This window comes from Shewanella subflava (assembly GCF_025971955.1).
Lineage (GTDB): Bacteria > Pseudomonadota > Gammaproteobacteria > Enterobacterales > Shewanellaceae > Shewanella > Shewanella subflava.
Window position 1 is genome coordinate 14,908 of sequence record NZ_JAPDMX010000026.1, and the last position, 16,251, is coordinate 31,158.

13 protein-coding genes are annotated in these 16,251 nt (G+C 42.7%); 8 read left to right on the forward strand and 5 right to left on the reverse strand.

The features are described from left to right. The first annotated feature begins 7 nt into the window (after positions 1 to 7). Entirely contained in the window at positions 8 to 1,417 is a 1,410-nt protein-coding gene (trkA, locus tag OHT75_RS11255) for a Trk system potassium transporter TrkA (RefSeq protein WP_264726644.1), read from the forward strand. An 11-nt stretch (positions 1,418 to 1,428) separates the two neighbouring features. Further along, positions 1,429 to 2,871 carry a TrkH family potassium uptake protein gene (locus tag OHT75_RS11260; protein ID WP_264726646.1) on the forward strand — a complete coding sequence of 481 codons (1,443 nt, stop codon included), beginning with the start codon at positions 1,429 to 1,431 and terminating at the stop codon, positions 2,869 to 2,871. Positions 2,872 to 2,912: 41 nt separating this feature from the next. On the opposite strand, the gene hemG (OHT75_RS11265) is transcribed toward OHT75_RS11260, so the two are convergent. Then, entirely contained in the window at positions 2,913 to 3,452 is a 540-nt protein-coding gene (gene hemG, locus OHT75_RS11265; RefSeq protein WP_264726648.1) for a menaquinone-dependent protoporphyrinogen IX dehydrogenase, read from the reverse strand. Between the two features lie 167 nt (positions 3,453 to 3,619). Here hemG (OHT75_RS11265) and OHT75_RS11270 point away from each other — a divergent pair, with 167 nt between their 5' ends. After that, on the forward strand, positions 3,620 to 3,925 hold the full coding sequence (locus OHT75_RS11270) for an ArsR/SmtB family transcription factor (protein WP_261299181.1): 306 nt from the start codon (positions 3,620 to 3,622) through the stop codon (positions 3,923 to 3,925). Positions 3,926 to 3,949: 24 nt separating this feature from the next. Here OHT75_RS11270 and hemG (OHT75_RS11275) read toward each other — a convergent pair whose 3' ends face one another. The 4 genes from hemG (OHT75_RS11275) to pepQ form a co-directional block, all read right to left on the reverse strand. Beyond that, positions 3,950 to 4,483, reverse strand: a complete 534-nt coding sequence (gene hemG / locus OHT75_RS11275) for a menaquinone-dependent protoporphyrinogen IX dehydrogenase (RefSeq protein ID WP_264726651.1) — start codon at positions 4,481 to 4,483, stop codon at positions 3,950 to 3,952. Next, entirely contained in the window at positions 4,483 to 5,940 is a 1,458-nt protein-coding gene (locus OHT75_RS11280) for a TrkH family potassium uptake protein (RefSeq protein WP_264726654.1), read from the reverse strand. Before OHT75_RS11280 ends, hemG (OHT75_RS11275) begins: the two co-directional genes overlap by 1 nt. 82 nt (positions 5,941 to 6,022) lie before the next feature. Further along, positions 6,023 to 6,637: a YigZ family protein gene (locus OHT75_RS11285; RefSeq protein WP_264726656.1), complete on the reverse strand. Its 615-nt coding sequence runs from the start codon at positions 6,635 to 6,637 to the stop codon at positions 6,023 to 6,025. Next, positions 6,630 to 7,946 carry a Xaa-Pro dipeptidase gene (gene pepQ / locus OHT75_RS11290; protein ID WP_264726658.1) on the reverse strand — a complete coding sequence of 439 codons (1,317 nt, stop codon included), beginning with the start codon at positions 7,944 to 7,946 and terminating at the stop codon, positions 6,630 to 6,632. Before pepQ ends, OHT75_RS11285 begins: the two co-directional genes overlap by 8 nt. Positions 7,947 to 8,182: 236 nt before the next feature. Here pepQ and fadB point away from each other — a divergent pair, with 236 nt between their 5' ends. The 5 genes from fadB to OHT75_RS11315 all read left to right on the forward strand — a co-directional run bounded on the left by fadB (position 8,183) and on the right by OHT75_RS11315 (position 16,097). Continuing rightward, on the forward strand, positions 8,183 to 10,333 hold the full coding sequence (fadB, locus tag OHT75_RS11295) for a fatty acid oxidation complex subunit alpha FadB (protein ID WP_264726660.1): 2,151 nt from the start codon (positions 8,183 to 8,185) through the stop codon (positions 10,331 to 10,333). A gap of 22 nt (positions 10,334 to 10,355) precedes the next feature. Next, complete coding sequence (gene fadA / locus OHT75_RS11300) at positions 10,356 to 11,519, forward strand: acetyl-CoA C-acyltransferase FadA (protein ID WP_264726662.1); 1,164 nt, start codon at positions 10,356 to 10,358, stop codon at positions 11,517 to 11,519. 436 nt (positions 11,520 to 11,955) lie between these two features. Continuing rightward, complete coding sequence (gene tusA / locus OHT75_RS11305) at positions 11,956 to 12,219, forward strand: sulfurtransferase TusA (RefSeq protein WP_264726664.1); 264 nt, start codon at positions 11,956 to 11,958, stop codon at positions 12,217 to 12,219. Beyond that, positions 12,216 to 12,683: an MOSC domain-containing protein gene (locus OHT75_RS11310; protein WP_264726666.1), complete on the forward strand. Its 468-nt coding sequence runs from the start codon at positions 12,216 to 12,218 to the stop codon at positions 12,681 to 12,683. The genes tusA and OHT75_RS11310 overlap by 4 nt, the downstream gene beginning before the upstream one ends. Before the next feature lie 228 nt (positions 12,684 to 12,911). Continuing rightward, the gene (locus OHT75_RS11315) at positions 12,912 to 16,097 is read left to right on the forward strand and encodes an amidohydrolase family protein (protein WP_264726668.1); all 3,186 of its coding nucleotides are present in this window, start codon (positions 12,912 to 12,914) and stop codon (positions 16,095 to 16,097) included. The last annotated feature ends 154 nt before the right edge of the window (positions 16,098 to 16,251 follow it).

Below are 16,251 nucleotides of genomic sequence, written 5' to 3' on the forward strand. Positions count from 1 at the left end.
CAAGGATATGAAGATTATCATCTTGGGCGCTGGACAAGTAGGCGGCACGTTAGCTGAAAATTTAGTTGGCGAAAATAACGACATCACACTTGTTGATAGCGATCGTGCCAGACTGAGAATTTTGCAGGATAAGTTCGATTTGCGCGTTGTTGTTGGCCATGGCGCACACCCTAGTGTCCTTAAAGAAGCGGGCGCCGAAGATGCCGACATGCTAATTGCGGTAACCAACAGCGATGAATGTAACATGGCCGCCTGCCAAATTGCCTATTCATTGTTTGGCACTCCCACTAAAATCGCCCGTATTCGTTCAGAACCTTATTTAGATTTACGCGAAAAACTGTTTATTAACTCAGAAGTTAAGTCTGGTGATACCAAGCCACGCGGTGGCTTTATTATTGATGAATTAATTGCGCCAGAACAGTTAGTAACTGCTTACATACATCGTTTGGTCGAATACCCAGGTGCACTTCAAGTTCTTGAGTTTGCTGAAGGAAAACTTAGCTTAGTCGCTGTACGTGCTTATTACGGTGGCCCATTAGTGGGGAATGCCCTTGCCACCTTACGTGAACATATGCCTAATATCGATACTCGAGTGGCAGCGATTTTCCGCCAGGGTAAAGCCATCATGCCCCGTGGCACAACTATCATCGAAGCTGACGATGAAGTATTCTTTGTGGCCGATAGCCGCCACATTCGCGCTGTTATGAGTGAAATGCAAAAGCTGGATAACTCGTACCGCAACATTATGATTGCTGGCGGGGGCAATATCGGTTTTGGTTTAGCCAAACGATTACAAAAAAATCATTCGGTGAAATTGATTGAGCATCGCCAAGAGCGCGCCGAGATGTTGTCAGAGAAACTCGAAAAAACCACGGTTTTCTGTGGTGATGCATCGGATCAAGAATTACTTAATGAAGAACATATCGACCAAACGGATGTATTTATTGCCGTAACCAACGATGATGAAGCCAATATTATGTCGGCGTTGCTGGCTAAGCGCTTAGGTGCAAAGAAGGTGATGGTACTGATCCAGCGTGAAGCCTATGTCGATATCGTGCAAGAAGCGAATATCGACATTGCCATCTCACCTCAACAAGCCACCATTTCAGCATTGCTGACCCATATTCGCCAAGGCGATATTTGTAATGTGTATTCATTACGTCGTGGTGCAGCAGAAGCCATTGAAGCCATTGCCCATGGTGACTCCAACACCTCTAAAGTGGTCGGTAAGCAAATTGGCGACATCAAACTACCACCGGGCACAACTATCGGCGCCATTGTACGCAAAGATGAAGTATTAATGGGTCATGACAAAACCGTTATTCAGCAAGGAGATCATGTGATTCTTTTCTTAGTCAATAAGAAGTTTATCGGCGATGTTGAAAAGCTGTTTCAACCGAGCGCGTTTTTCTTTTAGTTCGAATATAAATGATAAATTTCAAGCAACTGGTTTTTGTAATTGGCATATTCCTCGCCATCCTTACCAGTTTCATGCTTATCCCCATGGGTTTTGCGCTAGCATATGGCGAAGAAACCATTGGCGACTTTTTGCTATCCGCTTTATTCACCGGGATTGTCGCGACCATTTGTATCCAATCGGGTCGGCAGCATGACATTCGCTTGAATATTCGCGACATGTTTGTGTTAACCAGTGCAACTTGGCTAGCGGTCAGTTTTTGTGCAGCGCTGCCCTTTACGCTGTATCACGGCATTACTTATACCGATGCGTTTTTTGAAACCATGTCAGGGATTACAACCACAGGTTCAACCGTACTGTCAGGTTTAGATAGCATGGATCACAGCATTTTAATTTGGCGTTCTTTACTGCAATGGCTTGGCGGGATCGGCTTTATTGTGATGGCGGTGGCTGTTCTACCGTTTTTAAACGTGGGTGGCATGCGTTTATTTAGAACTGAATCATCGGATTGGAGCGATAAAGCGACCCCAAGAACTCAGCACATGGCAAAACACCTTTTCGTGCTTTACGCTGGTCTAACATTTCTGTGTGGCTTAGCTTACCACCTTGCGGGAATGAATTGGTTTGAAGCGATTAATCATGCAATGACAACCCTTTCAACTGGTGGATACTCGACATCTGATAGCTCAATGGCGCATTTTTCCAATGCATCACACTGGGTTGGGATAGTTTTTATGTTAGCAGGTGGTTTACCCCTTTTGATGTTTGTCCAGTCTATTCAACAACGTAGCCTGTTGATTTGGAATAATCAGCAAGTAAAAGGTTTTCTGCTGTTTGTCGGTGTGGTGTCACTAAGTATTGCAGTGTGGTTATCTTTTCATAAAGAAATAGACTTTATTGATGCATTAAGATTATCCAGCTTTAATGTGATTTCTGTGGTCACGACCACAGGCTACGGCTTAACTGATTATCAAGCTTGGGGGGCTTTTGCTGCTACAGCTTTCTTGTTTTTAATGTTGGTCGGTAGCTGTTCAGGCTCTACATCTGGTGGGATAAAAATCTTCCGATTTCAAATTGCGATGGCGATTATGCGTCAGCAAATCAAACATCAATTCCACCCAAATGGCATTTTCAAAGAAACCTACAATGGTCATAAGGTTCATGAAGATATCGTGCGTTCACTGGTGACGTTCTTTATGCTGTTTTTCTTGGTCATATTGGGTTTATCAATGGTATTGGTATTAACCGGTTTAGATATCATGACCAGCTTTACTGGGGCGATTACCGCGGTGGCTAATGTCGGCCCGGGTTTAGGCCCGATTATTGGCCCAGCGGGTAATTTTTCTAGCCTTTCTGATGTAGCTAAATGGGCATTAGCATTAGGTATGTTATTGGGTCGATTAGAAATATTGACCGTTGCGGTCCTTTTTCACCCCCAGTTTTGGCGATACTAACAATGTTCATGGCCTATAAGCTATAGGCCTTCTCTGAAGTTCTAAGGCTTAACCAGCGTCAATATATGCTCGGCATAACGCTTTACATCGTCCCAGTCTGTGTAATCTATAATCGCTTTAGGATCAGTTGGTCCATCAGTCATTTTCATGATCAAGCGGATCATCAAACTGTCGTACCAAGGCCAGGATGGGTAATCTACTTTACCGGCAATAATTTTGACATCTTGCGGTTGCCAAGGTGACAAAGATAAAAACTTTTGTAAATACTTATTGTTTTCAGGAATGCGCTTTTCAGGGTTGCGAGCCACCACATTCACACAAAAAAAGCTGTTCGGTGCTTGGGTTAATTGCGTTTGATAGCGCTCAACAAATTCAAAAACAGACTTATGATAAGAGCCATATAAAACACATGCACCCAATGCTATGGCATCATATTGAGGCCAGTCAATATCACCTTTAACATCATGGATATTAACAACATCACACCCGTTGCCTGCTGCCATAATTTGCTGTGCAATAGCACGACTAATTTGTGCAGTATGACCCCCGCGAGAATAATACAGTACCAATATTTTAGACATGGTTTAGCCTTATTGATTTGCAAAGTGTTAGTGTGGCAAAAAATTGCCTAAGATACCGATGAAATGATCACAAATTAGAATTAGCTCATATAATTAATACTGAGAATTGAGATCTCTCTTAGGCACGAGTATCATTCCCATATAAATCATCGCCCAAGGAATCCATCATGCAGCAAGAGATTGATGTCACGACTATGTTAGAAAATGCTGAAACGGCTGCAAAATGGCTAAAAGCCATCGCCAATCCTTATCGATTAATGATTTTATGTTTATTGTTAGACAAAGAACTGAGTGTGACTGAGCTCAACGAAACCGTGCCATTAAGTCAATCAGCGCTGTCACAACACTTAGCCGTATTGCGTGCAGAAGATTTGGTCAATACCCGTAAAAGCTCGCAGGTGGTATTTTATACTTTGAAAAACGAGCAGGTCACTGAGGTTATTTCGATACTACATCGGCGTTACTGTGCCTAACATTCACATCCTTACATTAGGCATTTACTGATTGATTTGCTGCTGCAACTTGGCAGCAAACTCATCTACTTTGTGCCAATCAGTAAACTCAAACGTGCCAGAAACATCAGTCGGGCCTTTGGTCATCCACATAATAAAGCGGATCATAAATTTATCGAAAAAGCGGTATTTGGGATAATCAATTTTACCGGCAAACACCCCAAGTAACTGCGGTTGCCATTGTGACAAAACTAAAAATTTTTGCATATATGGGTTGGTTTTTGGGGTGTTTTTCTCAGGTTTTCTTGCCACCACATTAACCGTAAAAAAACTATTTGGCTTGCCTTCAATACTCGATTTATGGGTTGAAATAAAATCATACAATGCGGGTCTATGCTTACCATAGCGAATACTGGCACCTATGACGATCTGCTGGGCAGCATTGACATCGGCTTGACTAACCTGCGCAACATCTTGCAACGTAACAAACTGCCCAGCCTCTTCAAGACGTTGCTTTATACGCTGACAAATTGCTAATGTTTGCCCATCAACTGTTGAATACACCATCAAAATTTGCATTAATTTTTCCAAAATGTCGGTGTGAATAACACCAAAAGGGTAAACACTTCTAACCGCCCAAAGAGCATCGCCATCACTAATACCCACTTTGCGCCATCTGTAATGCTGGCATAGTTATTAGCCACATCACCTAACCCTGGGCCCAAGTTATTCAAACTGGCCGCTGTAGCACTAAAGGCTGTAATCGCATCCATGTCCATTGCCATCAAGATGACCATACAAATCACAAAGACTAACGCATAGGCCGAAAAGAAGCCCCATACGGCATCAATAATACGATCGGGTAATGCTGTACCGCCAATACGAATTGAATACATGGCTTTAGGATGAACTAAGCGCTTAAGCTCACGCGAACCTTGTAATACTAATAAAATCAGTCGAATCACTTTCATCCCGCCGCCGGTGGAGCCCGCACACCCTCCAATAAAACTTGAGAAAATCAGTAAAATAGGTAGAAATAACGGCCAAGAATGGAAACTTTCAGTACCAAAACCAGCTGTAGTGGATATCGAGACAACCTGAAAAAAAGCATAATCTAAGGTTTGTTCGGGGGAGTCGTATATACCTGATGAATATAGCGTGACAAAACAAATAGCGGTTAAAACTAATTGCACAGCAATTAATACTTTAAATTCAGCATCTTTAAAATAAATTTTAAAGTTAATCCCTCGACGGGTAAATGCCGCAAAATGCAGACTAAAATTCACCGCTGCGATTAATAAAAACACCGCACATATAATGTTGATTAACGGACTATCGAAGTACCCTAAGCTGGCATCTTTTGTCGAAAAGCCACCAATGGCAATGGTTGAAAATGAATGACAAATCGCATCAAAAATATCCATGCCAGCAAAATAAAATGCCGTTGCACAGGCAATTGTTAACATTAAATAGATATACCATAAGGCTTTAGCAGTTTCTGCAATTCTCGGGGTCATTTTGCTGTCTTTTACAGGCCCGGGAACTTCAGCCTTGTAAAGCTGCATACCACCAATACCTAATAACGGCAAAATGGCTACAGCCAAAACGATGATACCCATACCGCCCATCCACTGTAATAGATGTCGATAAAACAGCACAGCTTTAGGTAAATCGTCCAGCCCCACAATAACCGTGGCCCCAGTTGTTGTTAGGGCCGAAAATGATTCAAAAAAGCTATCAGTCCAGCTTAAATCAGGTTCTTTAGAAAAGATAAAGGGTAACGCACCAATCGACCCTAGTACGGTCCAAAACAACACAACAATCAAAAAACCTTCACGGGTACGTAAATCGCCTTTTTCACGACGATTGGGATACCAAAGTAAAAAGCCTAAAAATAAGCTTACAAAAAAAGCCTGAATAAACGCCGTACCACCGCCATCTTTATATAACACCGCCACCAGCGCAGGAGGAAGCATAGTGATGGAGAATAACCCCATCAATAACCCCGTGATTCTTATGATTGTTTTATATTGCATTAATGGCTTCTGTTGGCTAAATGTTGTAAAAACATGAATAAATAAGCTTTATTAGGGCATTTTGGCATAACTTCAGCCTAGCTCAAACTGTAAACTTCACTTGAAGTGCCCCTTGGGTCATAGTGGCCAGCTGTGTATTGAAATGTTCGAGGGCATCTTTAGCTAATTCAAACTTAAGTTCAACCTTGTCGGTAAACTCTTTAGTTAACATCACCCCATCATGTTGGCCGATAATATATTCAATATCAGCTAATTGTGCATAGCTACACGCTAAGTAAACTGGATAGCGAATAAACTTAGTCACCAAACTGAGTTGTGGCATTCCTTGTTTAATACCCGAGCTGTAAGCCCGCATTAAACCGCCCACACCTAGCTTGGTACCACCAAAATAGCGCACCACAATTGCGCCAACTTCACCCACATTCGCCCCTTGCAATGCAGCAAGCATCGGTCTTCCTGCACTTCCCGCTGGTTCACCATCGTCACTGGAGCCGATATTCACCATATCATTAGGCGCACCTGCTATATAGGCATAGCAATAATGGCTTGCCCCGGGATATTCTTGCTTGATGTTAGTAAGTGTTAACTTCAAAACATCCTGAGTTGGACAATGAAACAGAAAAGAGATAAAACGACTATGTTTTATCTCTTCTTCAATCAATAAGTTAGACTCTGGTATCGAATAACTCTCAGTCAAGACCACACTCTCTTGTCATATTTTCATTTCTATCTGCATGAACGATGACATTATCTTCAATACGGATCCCACCAAAAGGACGCATCAAAGCAACCGTTTGCCAATTGACTAATTGTTTTGCATTATCCGATAAGTCATTCAGTAATGAATCGATAATATAAATCCCCGGCTCTATTGTGAGCACCTGGTTCACCGCTAGCGTTCTGGTGCAACGCAAAAATGGATGTTTTTCAGGTGCAGGGATATGAGTCCCTCTTTCATCATGGGAATACCCTCCCATATCATGAACTTGCAGACCAAGCATATGGCCCAAACCGTGCGGGAAAAAGGCATTGGTTACGCCTGAGTCGATTAATGCCGAGGCATCCGAATATGCCAGCTCAAAATCAATCAATAACTGTGCAATTCGCTCATGGGTCATGATGTGTAAATCAGTGTATTTCACCCCTGGTCTCATTGCATCAATAATACGTAATTGTTGCTGATTCAGTGCGCTGATTAATTCAGAGAAGCGGTTTTTCTCAAATGAATAAGTTCGGGTAATATCTGCCGCATAACCATGGTAGCTTGCGCCAGCATCAATCAAAAAAGACAATCGCTGCTGTGGCTTGACGTGCGCTAAAGTCATGTAATGTAAAATTGCAGCATTTTGATTGAGGGCAATAATGTTGCCATAGGGCATTTCATTTTCACCTTGGCTTATTTCGGCCAAATATTGCTGCTGGATCTCAAACTCACTAGCACCATTAAAAAATGCGCTTTTTGCCGCTTTATGACCTCTTACTGCAATTTGATTCGATCGGCGTAAACACTCAAGCTCGTATTGTGTTTTGTCTGCACGATGATAATGCAGATAATTCATGACAGCATCGGGGTTGCGTGATGAAAAATCAAGCACATCAGCAACATCTAAATGCTCACCTATATATGCCCACCCAGTTAAATCTTTTGGTAAAAACTCAGCAACTTTGTCGGCTTTAGTCAATAATTGAATATCAAAGTGTTCGGTCCAAAATGCTTCGGGAACATCACTGACCTTATGCCAAAAATCCACCGGACGATAAAAAACTAATTTAGGTTTATCTACACCATTTACAATGACCCAGCAATTAGGATTATCGAGTACTGGTAACCAAGCTTTGAAATGAGGGTTAACCTTAAATGGATAATTCATGTCATCTAAAAATTGCCGGTGTGGCTGCCCAGAGTGGATGACCAATCCTGCTAACCCTTCTCGGTGTGAAATTTCGGCCACACGACGATTTAATTCAGCAATATGCGCATGATAAAAGCTAGCCAGCTTATCCATTTTTTAATCCCTATTCTTGAGTTGGCGAACCTTAACAGTCTACCACAAAGGAAAAAAATCACCTCAGCAGACAAAAAATTAAACGGTCGTTTAAATTGGGTGTTGTAATTTTTGTCATTTAGTCGCACACTGTTGTGTAACTGGTCAAATGATGGCCTACACTGCTGTAAAACAAGCTTGATAACTACACGGTAATAAAGATGTGGAAATCGCTTTAAGCAATAAGGAAGCAAGCAATGATCTACCAAAGCCCTACCATCCAGGTTGAGTTACTAGAAGACAATATTGCCAAGCTGTGCTTTGATGCACCGGGCTCGGTAAACAAGTTCGACAGAGAAACTTTAGCCTCTTTAGATGCTGCATTAGATAGCATCAAGCAACATGCTGAGATTAAAGCACTGTTACTTACCTCAGCCAAAAGCACATTTATCGTTGGTGCTGATATCACTGAGTTTTTAGGATTATTTAAGCAAGATGACGCCACATTACTCGCTTGGGTTGAACAAGCTAATGCGGTATTCAATAAGCTTGAAGATTTACCTTTTCCGACAGTATCTGCCATCAACGGTTTTGCCTTGGGCGGCGGTTGTGAAACAATTTTAGCAACAGATTTACGTGTTGCAGATACTAATGCGCGTGTAGGTTTACCTGAAACAAAATTGGGGTTAATTCCAGGTTTTGGTGGCACAGTACGTCTACCTCGGGTGATTGGCGCAGACAATGCGTTAGAGTGGATCACATCAGGTAAAGAACAGCGCCCAGATGACGCGCTTAAAGTGGGTGCTATTGACGCTGTCGTTGCCCCAGAAAACTTACAATCTGCAGCCATTCAAATGATACACGATGCGCTAGCGGGTAACTTAGATTGGCAAGCTCGTCGTAAACAAAAGCAATCTCCCCTTCAGCTTGCTAAGTTAGAAGCTATGATGTCTTTTGCTACCGCTAAAGGCATGGTGTTCTCGATTGCCGGTAAACATTATCCAGCGCCAATGGCAGCTGTGAATGTTATCGAGCAAGCTGCAACACTTGATCGCGCAGGTGCATTACAAGTTGAAGCGCAAGCCTTTATTAAGCTAGCTAAAACTGAAGTCGCTACGGCGCTTATCGGTATTTTCTTAAACGACCAGTTCGTTAAAGGCAAAGCAAAAAAAGCGGTAAAATTAGCTAAAGATGTTAACAATGCAGCGGTACTTGGTGCAGGCATTATGGGCGGTGGTATCGCCTACCAAAGCGCTAGCAAAGGTACTCCGATTGTCATGAAAGACATCGCCCAGCCTGCACTTGAGTTGGGACTAAACGAAGCGGCTAAACTGCTTTCTGCACAAGTTGCCCGTGGACGATCTACGCCAGAAAAAATGGCCCAAGTACTCAACAATATCACGCCATCTTTAGACTATGCTGCAATTAAACATAGCGATGTGGTCGTAGAAGCGGTTGTCGAGCATCCAAAAGTGAAAGCGACCGTATTGGCTGAAGTGGAAGGTTTCGTCGCTGAAGATGCCATCATTGCATCAAACACCTCGACTATTTCAATCAACTTACTCGCAAAAAGCCTCAAGAAGCCTGAACGTTTCTGTGGTATGCACTTCTTTAACCCTGTGCACAAAATGCCATTAGTGGAAGTTATCCGTGGTGAGCATAGCTCAGAAGAAACCATTGCTTCAGTTGTGGCTTATGCCAGCAAAATGGGTAAAACCCCTATTGTTGTTAATGACTGCCCAGGCTTCTTTGTTAACCGTGTACTGTTTCCATACTTCGCAGGCTTTAACGGTCTACTTGCCGACGGCGCAGATTTTGCCGCCGTTGATAAAGTGATGGAAAAACAATTTGGTTGGCCAATGGGCCCAGCTTACTTACTTGACGTTGTAGGATTAGATACCGGCCACCACGCACAAGCTGTTATGGCTGAAGGTTTCCCTGACAGAATGGGTAAAACAGACAAAGATGCAATTGACATCATGTTTGAAAACAAACGCTTAGGACAAAAGAATGCCAAAGGATTCTATGCTTACTCTGTTGACCGTCGCGGTAAGCCGAAAAAAGATATCGACCCAACCAGCTACGAGTTACTCAAAGGTACATTTGGCGAACTAAAAGCATTTGAAGCTGATGACATCATCGCACGCTGTATGATTCCAATGATCATTGAAACTGTGCGTTGTTTAGAAGAAGGCATTGTTGCCTCTCCAGCAGAAGCTGATATGGGCTTAGTTTACGGCTTAGGTTTCCCTCCATTTCGTGGGGGTGTATTCCGTTATTTAGACACCATGGGCATAGCAGCATTTGTTGCCCTAGCGGATAAATATGCGCATTTAGGTGGCTTATACCAAGTGACTGATGCAATGCGTGAACTTGCAGCCAACAACGGTAGTTACTACCAAGCCTAATTAGCGGGAAAGGAATTAAATCATGAAACAAGCTGTTATCGTAGACTGCATTCGTACCCCAATGGGCCGTTCAAAGGCTGGTGTATTTAGAAATGTACGTGCAGAAACCCTGTCTGCAGAATTAATGAAAGGGCTACTGCTTCGTAACCCACAACTAGACCCTAACCTGATTGAAGACGTCATTTGGGGTTGTGTACAGCAAACATTAGAGCAAGGTTTTAACATTGCTCGTAATGCTTCATTATTAGCTGGCGTCCCTAAAACCGCTGGCGCTGTTACAGTAAACCGTTTATGTGGTTCATCAATGGATGCCATTCACCAGGCGGCTCGCGCCATTATGACAGGCATGGGTGATACCTTCATTATTGGTGGTGTTGAACACATGGGTCATGTGCCAATGAACCACGGTGTTGATTTCCACCCTGGCCTAGCTAATCGTGTCGCTAAAGCCTCTGGCATGATGGGCTTAACGGCTGAAATGCTAGGAAAGCTTCACGGTATTACTCGTGAACAACAAGATGCCTTTGCTGTTCGCTCTCACCAACGAGCTCACGCAGCAACCGTTGAAGGCCGATTTGCCAAAGAAATTTGGGCAATTGAAGGTCATGATGCCAATGGCGCATTAATCAAGGTGGCGCATGATGAAGTAATTCGCCCTGAAACCACTATGGAATCACTTGCAGGTTTACGTCCGGTATTTGATCCCGCAAACGGTACCGTAACAGCGGGCACCTCTTCAGCACTTTCAGATGGTGCGTCTGCAATGCTCGTCATGGAAGAGTCCAAAGCCCGTGCTTTAGGCTTACCAATTCGCGCTCGCATTCGCTCTATGGCAGTTGCCGGTTGTGATGCAGCAATCATGGGTTACGGTCCAGTGCCAGCAACACAAAAGGCGCTTGCTCGCGCAGGCTTAACTGTTGCAGATTTAGATGTGATTGAGTTAAACGAAGCATTTGCTGCACAGTCTTTACCTTGTGTTAAAGATCTTGGCTTACAAGATGTAGTTGACGAAAAAATTAACCTTAATGGTGGTGCTATTGCACTAGGTCACCCACTAGGTTGTTCTGGCGCACGTATTTCTACAACGCTAATCAATTTAATGGAAGATAAAGATGCAACATTAGGCTTAGCCACAATGTGTATCGGATTAGGCCAAGGTATAGCAACAGTTTTCGAACGCGTGTAAATTGTAGCCTAATGCTAACAAGCCAAAGTTGACCCTGTAGCTTGATGGCACTGAGTGAAAAAAACCGAATTATGATAAAATAATTCGGTTTTTTTATTTTCATGAAACGGCTTATGTTCCACGTGAAACATATTTGAGAAAAATTAAAAAACACAAAAAATGCGACTGATTGAGTAGCTACTCATAGAAAATCACTGAATGCTAGGACAAGTTAAAAAGATTAAAACATCCTTTAGCCTTAATTGTTATTTGCACATTCCAAAACCAAAGATAATGATTTACCAAACTGATCATCAATCAAAAAGTCATCGTCGGTTCACATCACTCTTTCAAATAATTTTGCTCGCTTTAAATCACATTAGCCGTCACTAAACTTGGCAAGTTTAACTTGGCGGAGTACCATAAACACATCGTTATGTTGTCAGTAGAAATGGTAATGTCAGAACAATTAACCTCAGCAGATATATTTAAACAAGCCCAACATCAACTTAATGCTTTAGGTTTACGCTGCCCTGAACCCGTCATGATGATCCGCAAAACGGTGAGAAAAATGGCGGACGGTGAAACACTGCTCATTATTGCCGACGACCCTGCAACAACCAGAGACATTCCCAGTTTTTGTGAGTTTATGGATCACACTCTAATCGCCAGCGCGACCGATGTGACGCCATATCAATATTTGCTCAAAAAGGGATTATGATGCAGCAACCTAAAATTGACATCACATTAGCTGCAATAGCTTATAAAACTGCAAAACGTGGTGTTATGAATTCGGTATTCTGCGCCAACGTCACCGTCGAGCGTGGCGTTGAAAATGATATCTTTGGCCGCCCCGGTAAACGTCAAGTCACCGTGATGTCAAAAGAGCAATGGCAAATAGCATGTCAGCAAATTGGTAACGATTTAGATTGGCTTACCCGCAGAGCCAATTTAATGATAAGCGGCTATCAATTCAGTGCGGCTGATGTCGGTAAAGTGATTCAAATAGGTGATGATTTACAATTAATCATTACGGGTGAAACGGATCCCTGTAAAAAAATGGAGCAGGCTTATTCAGGCTTAGAGCAAGCACTAACACCCAATTGGCGTGGCGGCGTTACCTGTAAAGTAATAGTCTCGGGCCTAATTCAACAAGATGATATTGTCACCATCAAAACGCTATAAACAAGCATAAAAGTCTTAATATCACCAGTGAACTAAGCAATTTTGTCACTATTTAAGCCTCAAAGATGATGCATTGTCATCAATTGAAACAGAATTTTTGTGTCGTTAATTGCCCATTTATGCGATAAAGGTTGCCAAGCCAGATTTGATGCTAGCAACCTTGCTAAACCACTCACCAACGGTTTGCTAGTATTCATTTTCTTATAACGATAAATAAATGGATCTTGCATGTTCACACAAAAACTTACCCCAATATATACTGCGATAGCTTTATCGCTTGGTATCAGTACCAGCAGTTTTGCAACCGAAGAAGAAGCGGCTAAATGGCAAGTAAATGCCCCAGAAAATGCCCCACTTCAAAAAGTCGATATTAATGTTACCGATGGCACATGGATGAACGTTAGTGTATCTCCTGACGGTAAAACCATCGTATTTGATTTGCTAGGTGACATTTATCAAATGCCAATATCCGGCGGTGAAGCCAAGGCAATATCAAGCGGTATTGCATGGCAAATGCAGCCTGTATATAGCCCAGATGGAAAATACATCGCTTTCACCTCTGATGAAGATGGCGGCGACAATATATGGGTCATGAATGCTGATGGTACTAACCCACACCCTGTAACAAAAGAAACCTTCCGCCTATTAAATAGTCCGGCGTGGAGCCCTGATTCACAGTATTTAGTGGCGCGTAAGCACTTCACCGCAAGCCGAAGTTTAGGTGCTGGCGAGGTATGGATGTATCACGTTGCGGGCGGTCAAGGTGTTAAATTAACTGAGCGCCCTAACGACCAAAAAGATTTAGGCGAGCCAGCTTATTCGCCTGACGGACGTTATATTTACTTCAGCCAAGATGCGACCCCTGGTAAAACCTTTCATTACTCAAAAGATTCGGTAAAAGGCATTTATAAAATCAAGCGCTATGATACCCAAACCGGTGATATTGAAGTGTTGATTGAAGGTACAGGCGGTGCAATTAGACCCACACCAAGTCCTGATGGTAAAAAGCTCGCATACATTAAGCGTGATGGCTTCCAATCCACCTTATATTTACTTGATCTAAAGTCGGGTGAAACCACAAAGCTATACGACAAATTAGACCGTGATATGCAAGAAACCTGGGCCATTCATGGTGTCTATCCAACCATGTCTTGGACCCAAGATAATAAAGAAATAGTATTTTGGGCTAACGGTAAAATAAATAAACTGAATGTAGCAAAGCAGACGCTTAGCGATATTCCCTTTTCAGTTAAAACCCAATTAGACATACAACCGTCAGTACGCTTTACACAAAACCTTGACCAAGATAAGTTTGACGTAAAAATGTTACGTATGGCGCAGGTTTCACCCAATGGTGAAAAAGTGGTATTTGAAGCGCTAGGTAAACTGTGGATACGCGACATTAACAATGGTACCCAACAACGTTTAACTCGATTAGACGACGGCATCAATGAACTCTTCCCACAATGGTCTCGTGATGGTAAAGACATTGTGTTTACCACTTGGAATGATCAAGACCAAGGCACTGTAAGTGTAGTCAGTGCGCGAGGTGGAAAAGCCAAAGTATTGACCAGTGAGCCAGGTAAATACGTTGAAGCCACCTTCTCGCCAGATGGCGAAACCATTGTATACCGCAAAGCAAAAGGCGGTTACATGACACCTCGAACTTGGTCGCAGGAACCTGGTTTATACAAAGTAGATATCAAGGGTAAGCAAAATACCAAGATTTCATCCAGTGGTCATCAACCCCAATTTGGTGCCGATAATGATCGCGTATTCTTCATGGACTATGGTGACAAACCTGAGCTCGCTTCTATCGGTTTAAATGGATTTGAAAAACGTACCCATTACACTAGTGATCACGCTACTGAATTCCGAGTATCTCCTGATGGCGAGCATTTAGCGTTTGCTGAACGTTTTCGCGTGTATGTCACCCCTTTTGCTAAACACGGTGAAACAATTCATATAGGTCCGAAAGCGAACAACTTACCTGTGGCACAACTGAGTGTCCGTGCAGGTGAAAGCATTAGCTGGAACAATGACAGCAATCAATTATATTGGACGCTTGGTCCTGATCTATACCAAGCCAAAGTAGATACCTCTTACGCTCAGTCTGACACAAAAATCGAGCCTAGAATTACTTCAATCGGCTTTACAGAAAAAGCAGATGTTCCACGTGGAACCATCGCGTTCGTTGGCGGTAAAGTGATTACCCTTGAAAATGATCAAGTGATTGAAAATGGTGTGGTAATTGTCAAAGACAACAAGATTCTGAGTGTCGGTGATGCAACGACTGAGATCCCATCTGGTGCAGAAGTTATCGATATTAAAGGCAAATCAATTATGCCTGGTTTATTCGATGCCCATGCTCATGGTGGTCAAGCTGACGATGAAATCATTCCACAGCAAAACTGGGCGCTATACTCAGGGCTATCATTAGGAGTTACTTCAATCCATGACCCTTCAAATGATACCACCGAGATTTTTGCCGCTTCTGAGCAACAAAAAGCCGGTAATATTGTTGGCCCGCGAATCTTTTCAACTGGCACTATTTTGTATGGTGCTAACCTACCGGGTTACACATCACATGTAGACTCATTGGATGATGCAAAATTCCACTTAGAGCGTTTAAAGAAAGTCGGTGCCTTTAGTGTTAAAAGCTATAACCAACCTCGACGAAACCAACGCCAACAGGTTATTCAAGCAGCACGAGAGTTAGAAATGATGGTGGTGCCTGAAGGCGGTAGCTTATTGCAACATAACCTATCAATGATTGCCGATGGTCACACAACCGTTGAACACTCATTGCCAGTTGCATCTATCTACAGTGATATCAAACAATTTTGGCAACAAACAGAAGTATCATATACCCCGACTCTAGTAGTCGCATATGGTGGTATTTCAGGTGAACATTACTGGTATGACAAAACTGATGTATGGGCACACCCACGTCTAAGTATGTATGTTCCATCAGATATTCTCGATGCGCGCTCAATGCGCCGTACTACTGCGCCGGATGAACATTACAATCATTTCAATGTCGCGCGCGTAGCGAACGAGCTAAACAATGTCGGTGTTAAAGCCAACATTGGTGCACATGGGCAGCGTGAGGGTTTAGCAGCACATTGGGAAATGTGGATGTTTGCACAGGGCGGCATGAGCAATATGGAAGTGTTAAAAACGGCCACCATTAATCCTGCAACGACCTTCGGGATGGACCATCAATTAGGGTCGATTAAGCCTGGTAAATTAGCAGACTTAATCGTTATTGACGGTGACCCACTTGAGGATATTCGCACTACAGACAAAGTCACTTACACCATGGTCAATGGTAAACTGTTTGATGCCGAATCAATGAACCAACTTAACGGCGACAAAAAGAAACGCAAAGCTTTCTTTTTTGAAAACCAGTAATCCATTCATTTCTATGAACTAACAAGAAGGGTGTTCCACGTGGAACACCCTTTTTAATTTATCAAATAGTATTGTTTTTTATACCAAGCACAGTCAATCAGTGAACATAAATAACCTAGTAAAAATGCGACATAGCAAAGCAGATTTATCGATA

What these genes read in the sequence shown, in the direction of transcription:
- trkA (WP_264726644.1), top strand. Translation starts at nt 8, where the DNA reads ATGAAGATTATCATCTTGGGCGCTGGACAAGTAGGCGGCACGTTAGCT.
- OHT75_RS11260 (WP_264726646.1), top strand. Translation starts at nt 1,429, where the DNA reads ATGATAAATTTCAAGCAACTGGTTTTTGTAATTGGCATATTCCTCGCC.
- hemG (WP_264726648.1), bottom strand. Translation starts at nt 3,452, where the DNA reads ATGTCTAAAATATTGGTACTGTATTATTCTCGCGGGGGTCATACTGCA.
- OHT75_RS11270 (WP_261299181.1), top strand. Translation starts at nt 3,620, where the DNA reads ATGCAGCAAGAGATTGATGTCACGACTATGTTAGAAAATGCTGAAACG.
- hemG (WP_264726651.1), bottom strand. Translation starts at nt 4,483, where the DNA reads ATGCAAATTTTGATGGTGTATTCAACAGTTGATGGGCAAACATTAGCA.
- OHT75_RS11280 (WP_264726654.1), bottom strand. Translation starts at nt 5,940, where the DNA reads ATGCAATATAAAACAATCATAAGAATCACGGGGTTATTGATGGGGTTA.
- pepQ (WP_264726658.1), bottom strand. Translation starts at nt 7,946, where the DNA reads ATGGATAAGCTGGCTAGCTTTTATCATGCGCATATTGCTGAATTAAAT.
- fadB (WP_264726660.1), top strand. Translation starts at nt 8,183, where the DNA reads ATGATCTACCAAAGCCCTACCATCCAGGTTGAGTTACTAGAAGACAAT.
- fadA (WP_264726662.1), top strand. Translation starts at nt 10,356, where the DNA reads ATGAAACAAGCTGTTATCGTAGACTGCATTCGTACCCCAATGGGCCGT.
- tusA (WP_264726664.1), top strand. Translation starts at nt 11,956, where the DNA reads ATGTCAGAACAATTAACCTCAGCAGATATATTTAAACAAGCCCAACAT.
- OHT75_RS11310 (WP_264726666.1), top strand. Translation starts at nt 12,216, where the DNA reads ATGATGCAGCAACCTAAAATTGACATCACATTAGCTGCAATAGCTTAT.
- OHT75_RS11315 (WP_264726668.1), top strand. Translation starts at nt 12,912, where the DNA reads ATGTTCACACAAAAACTTACCCCAATATATACTGCGATAGCTTTATCG.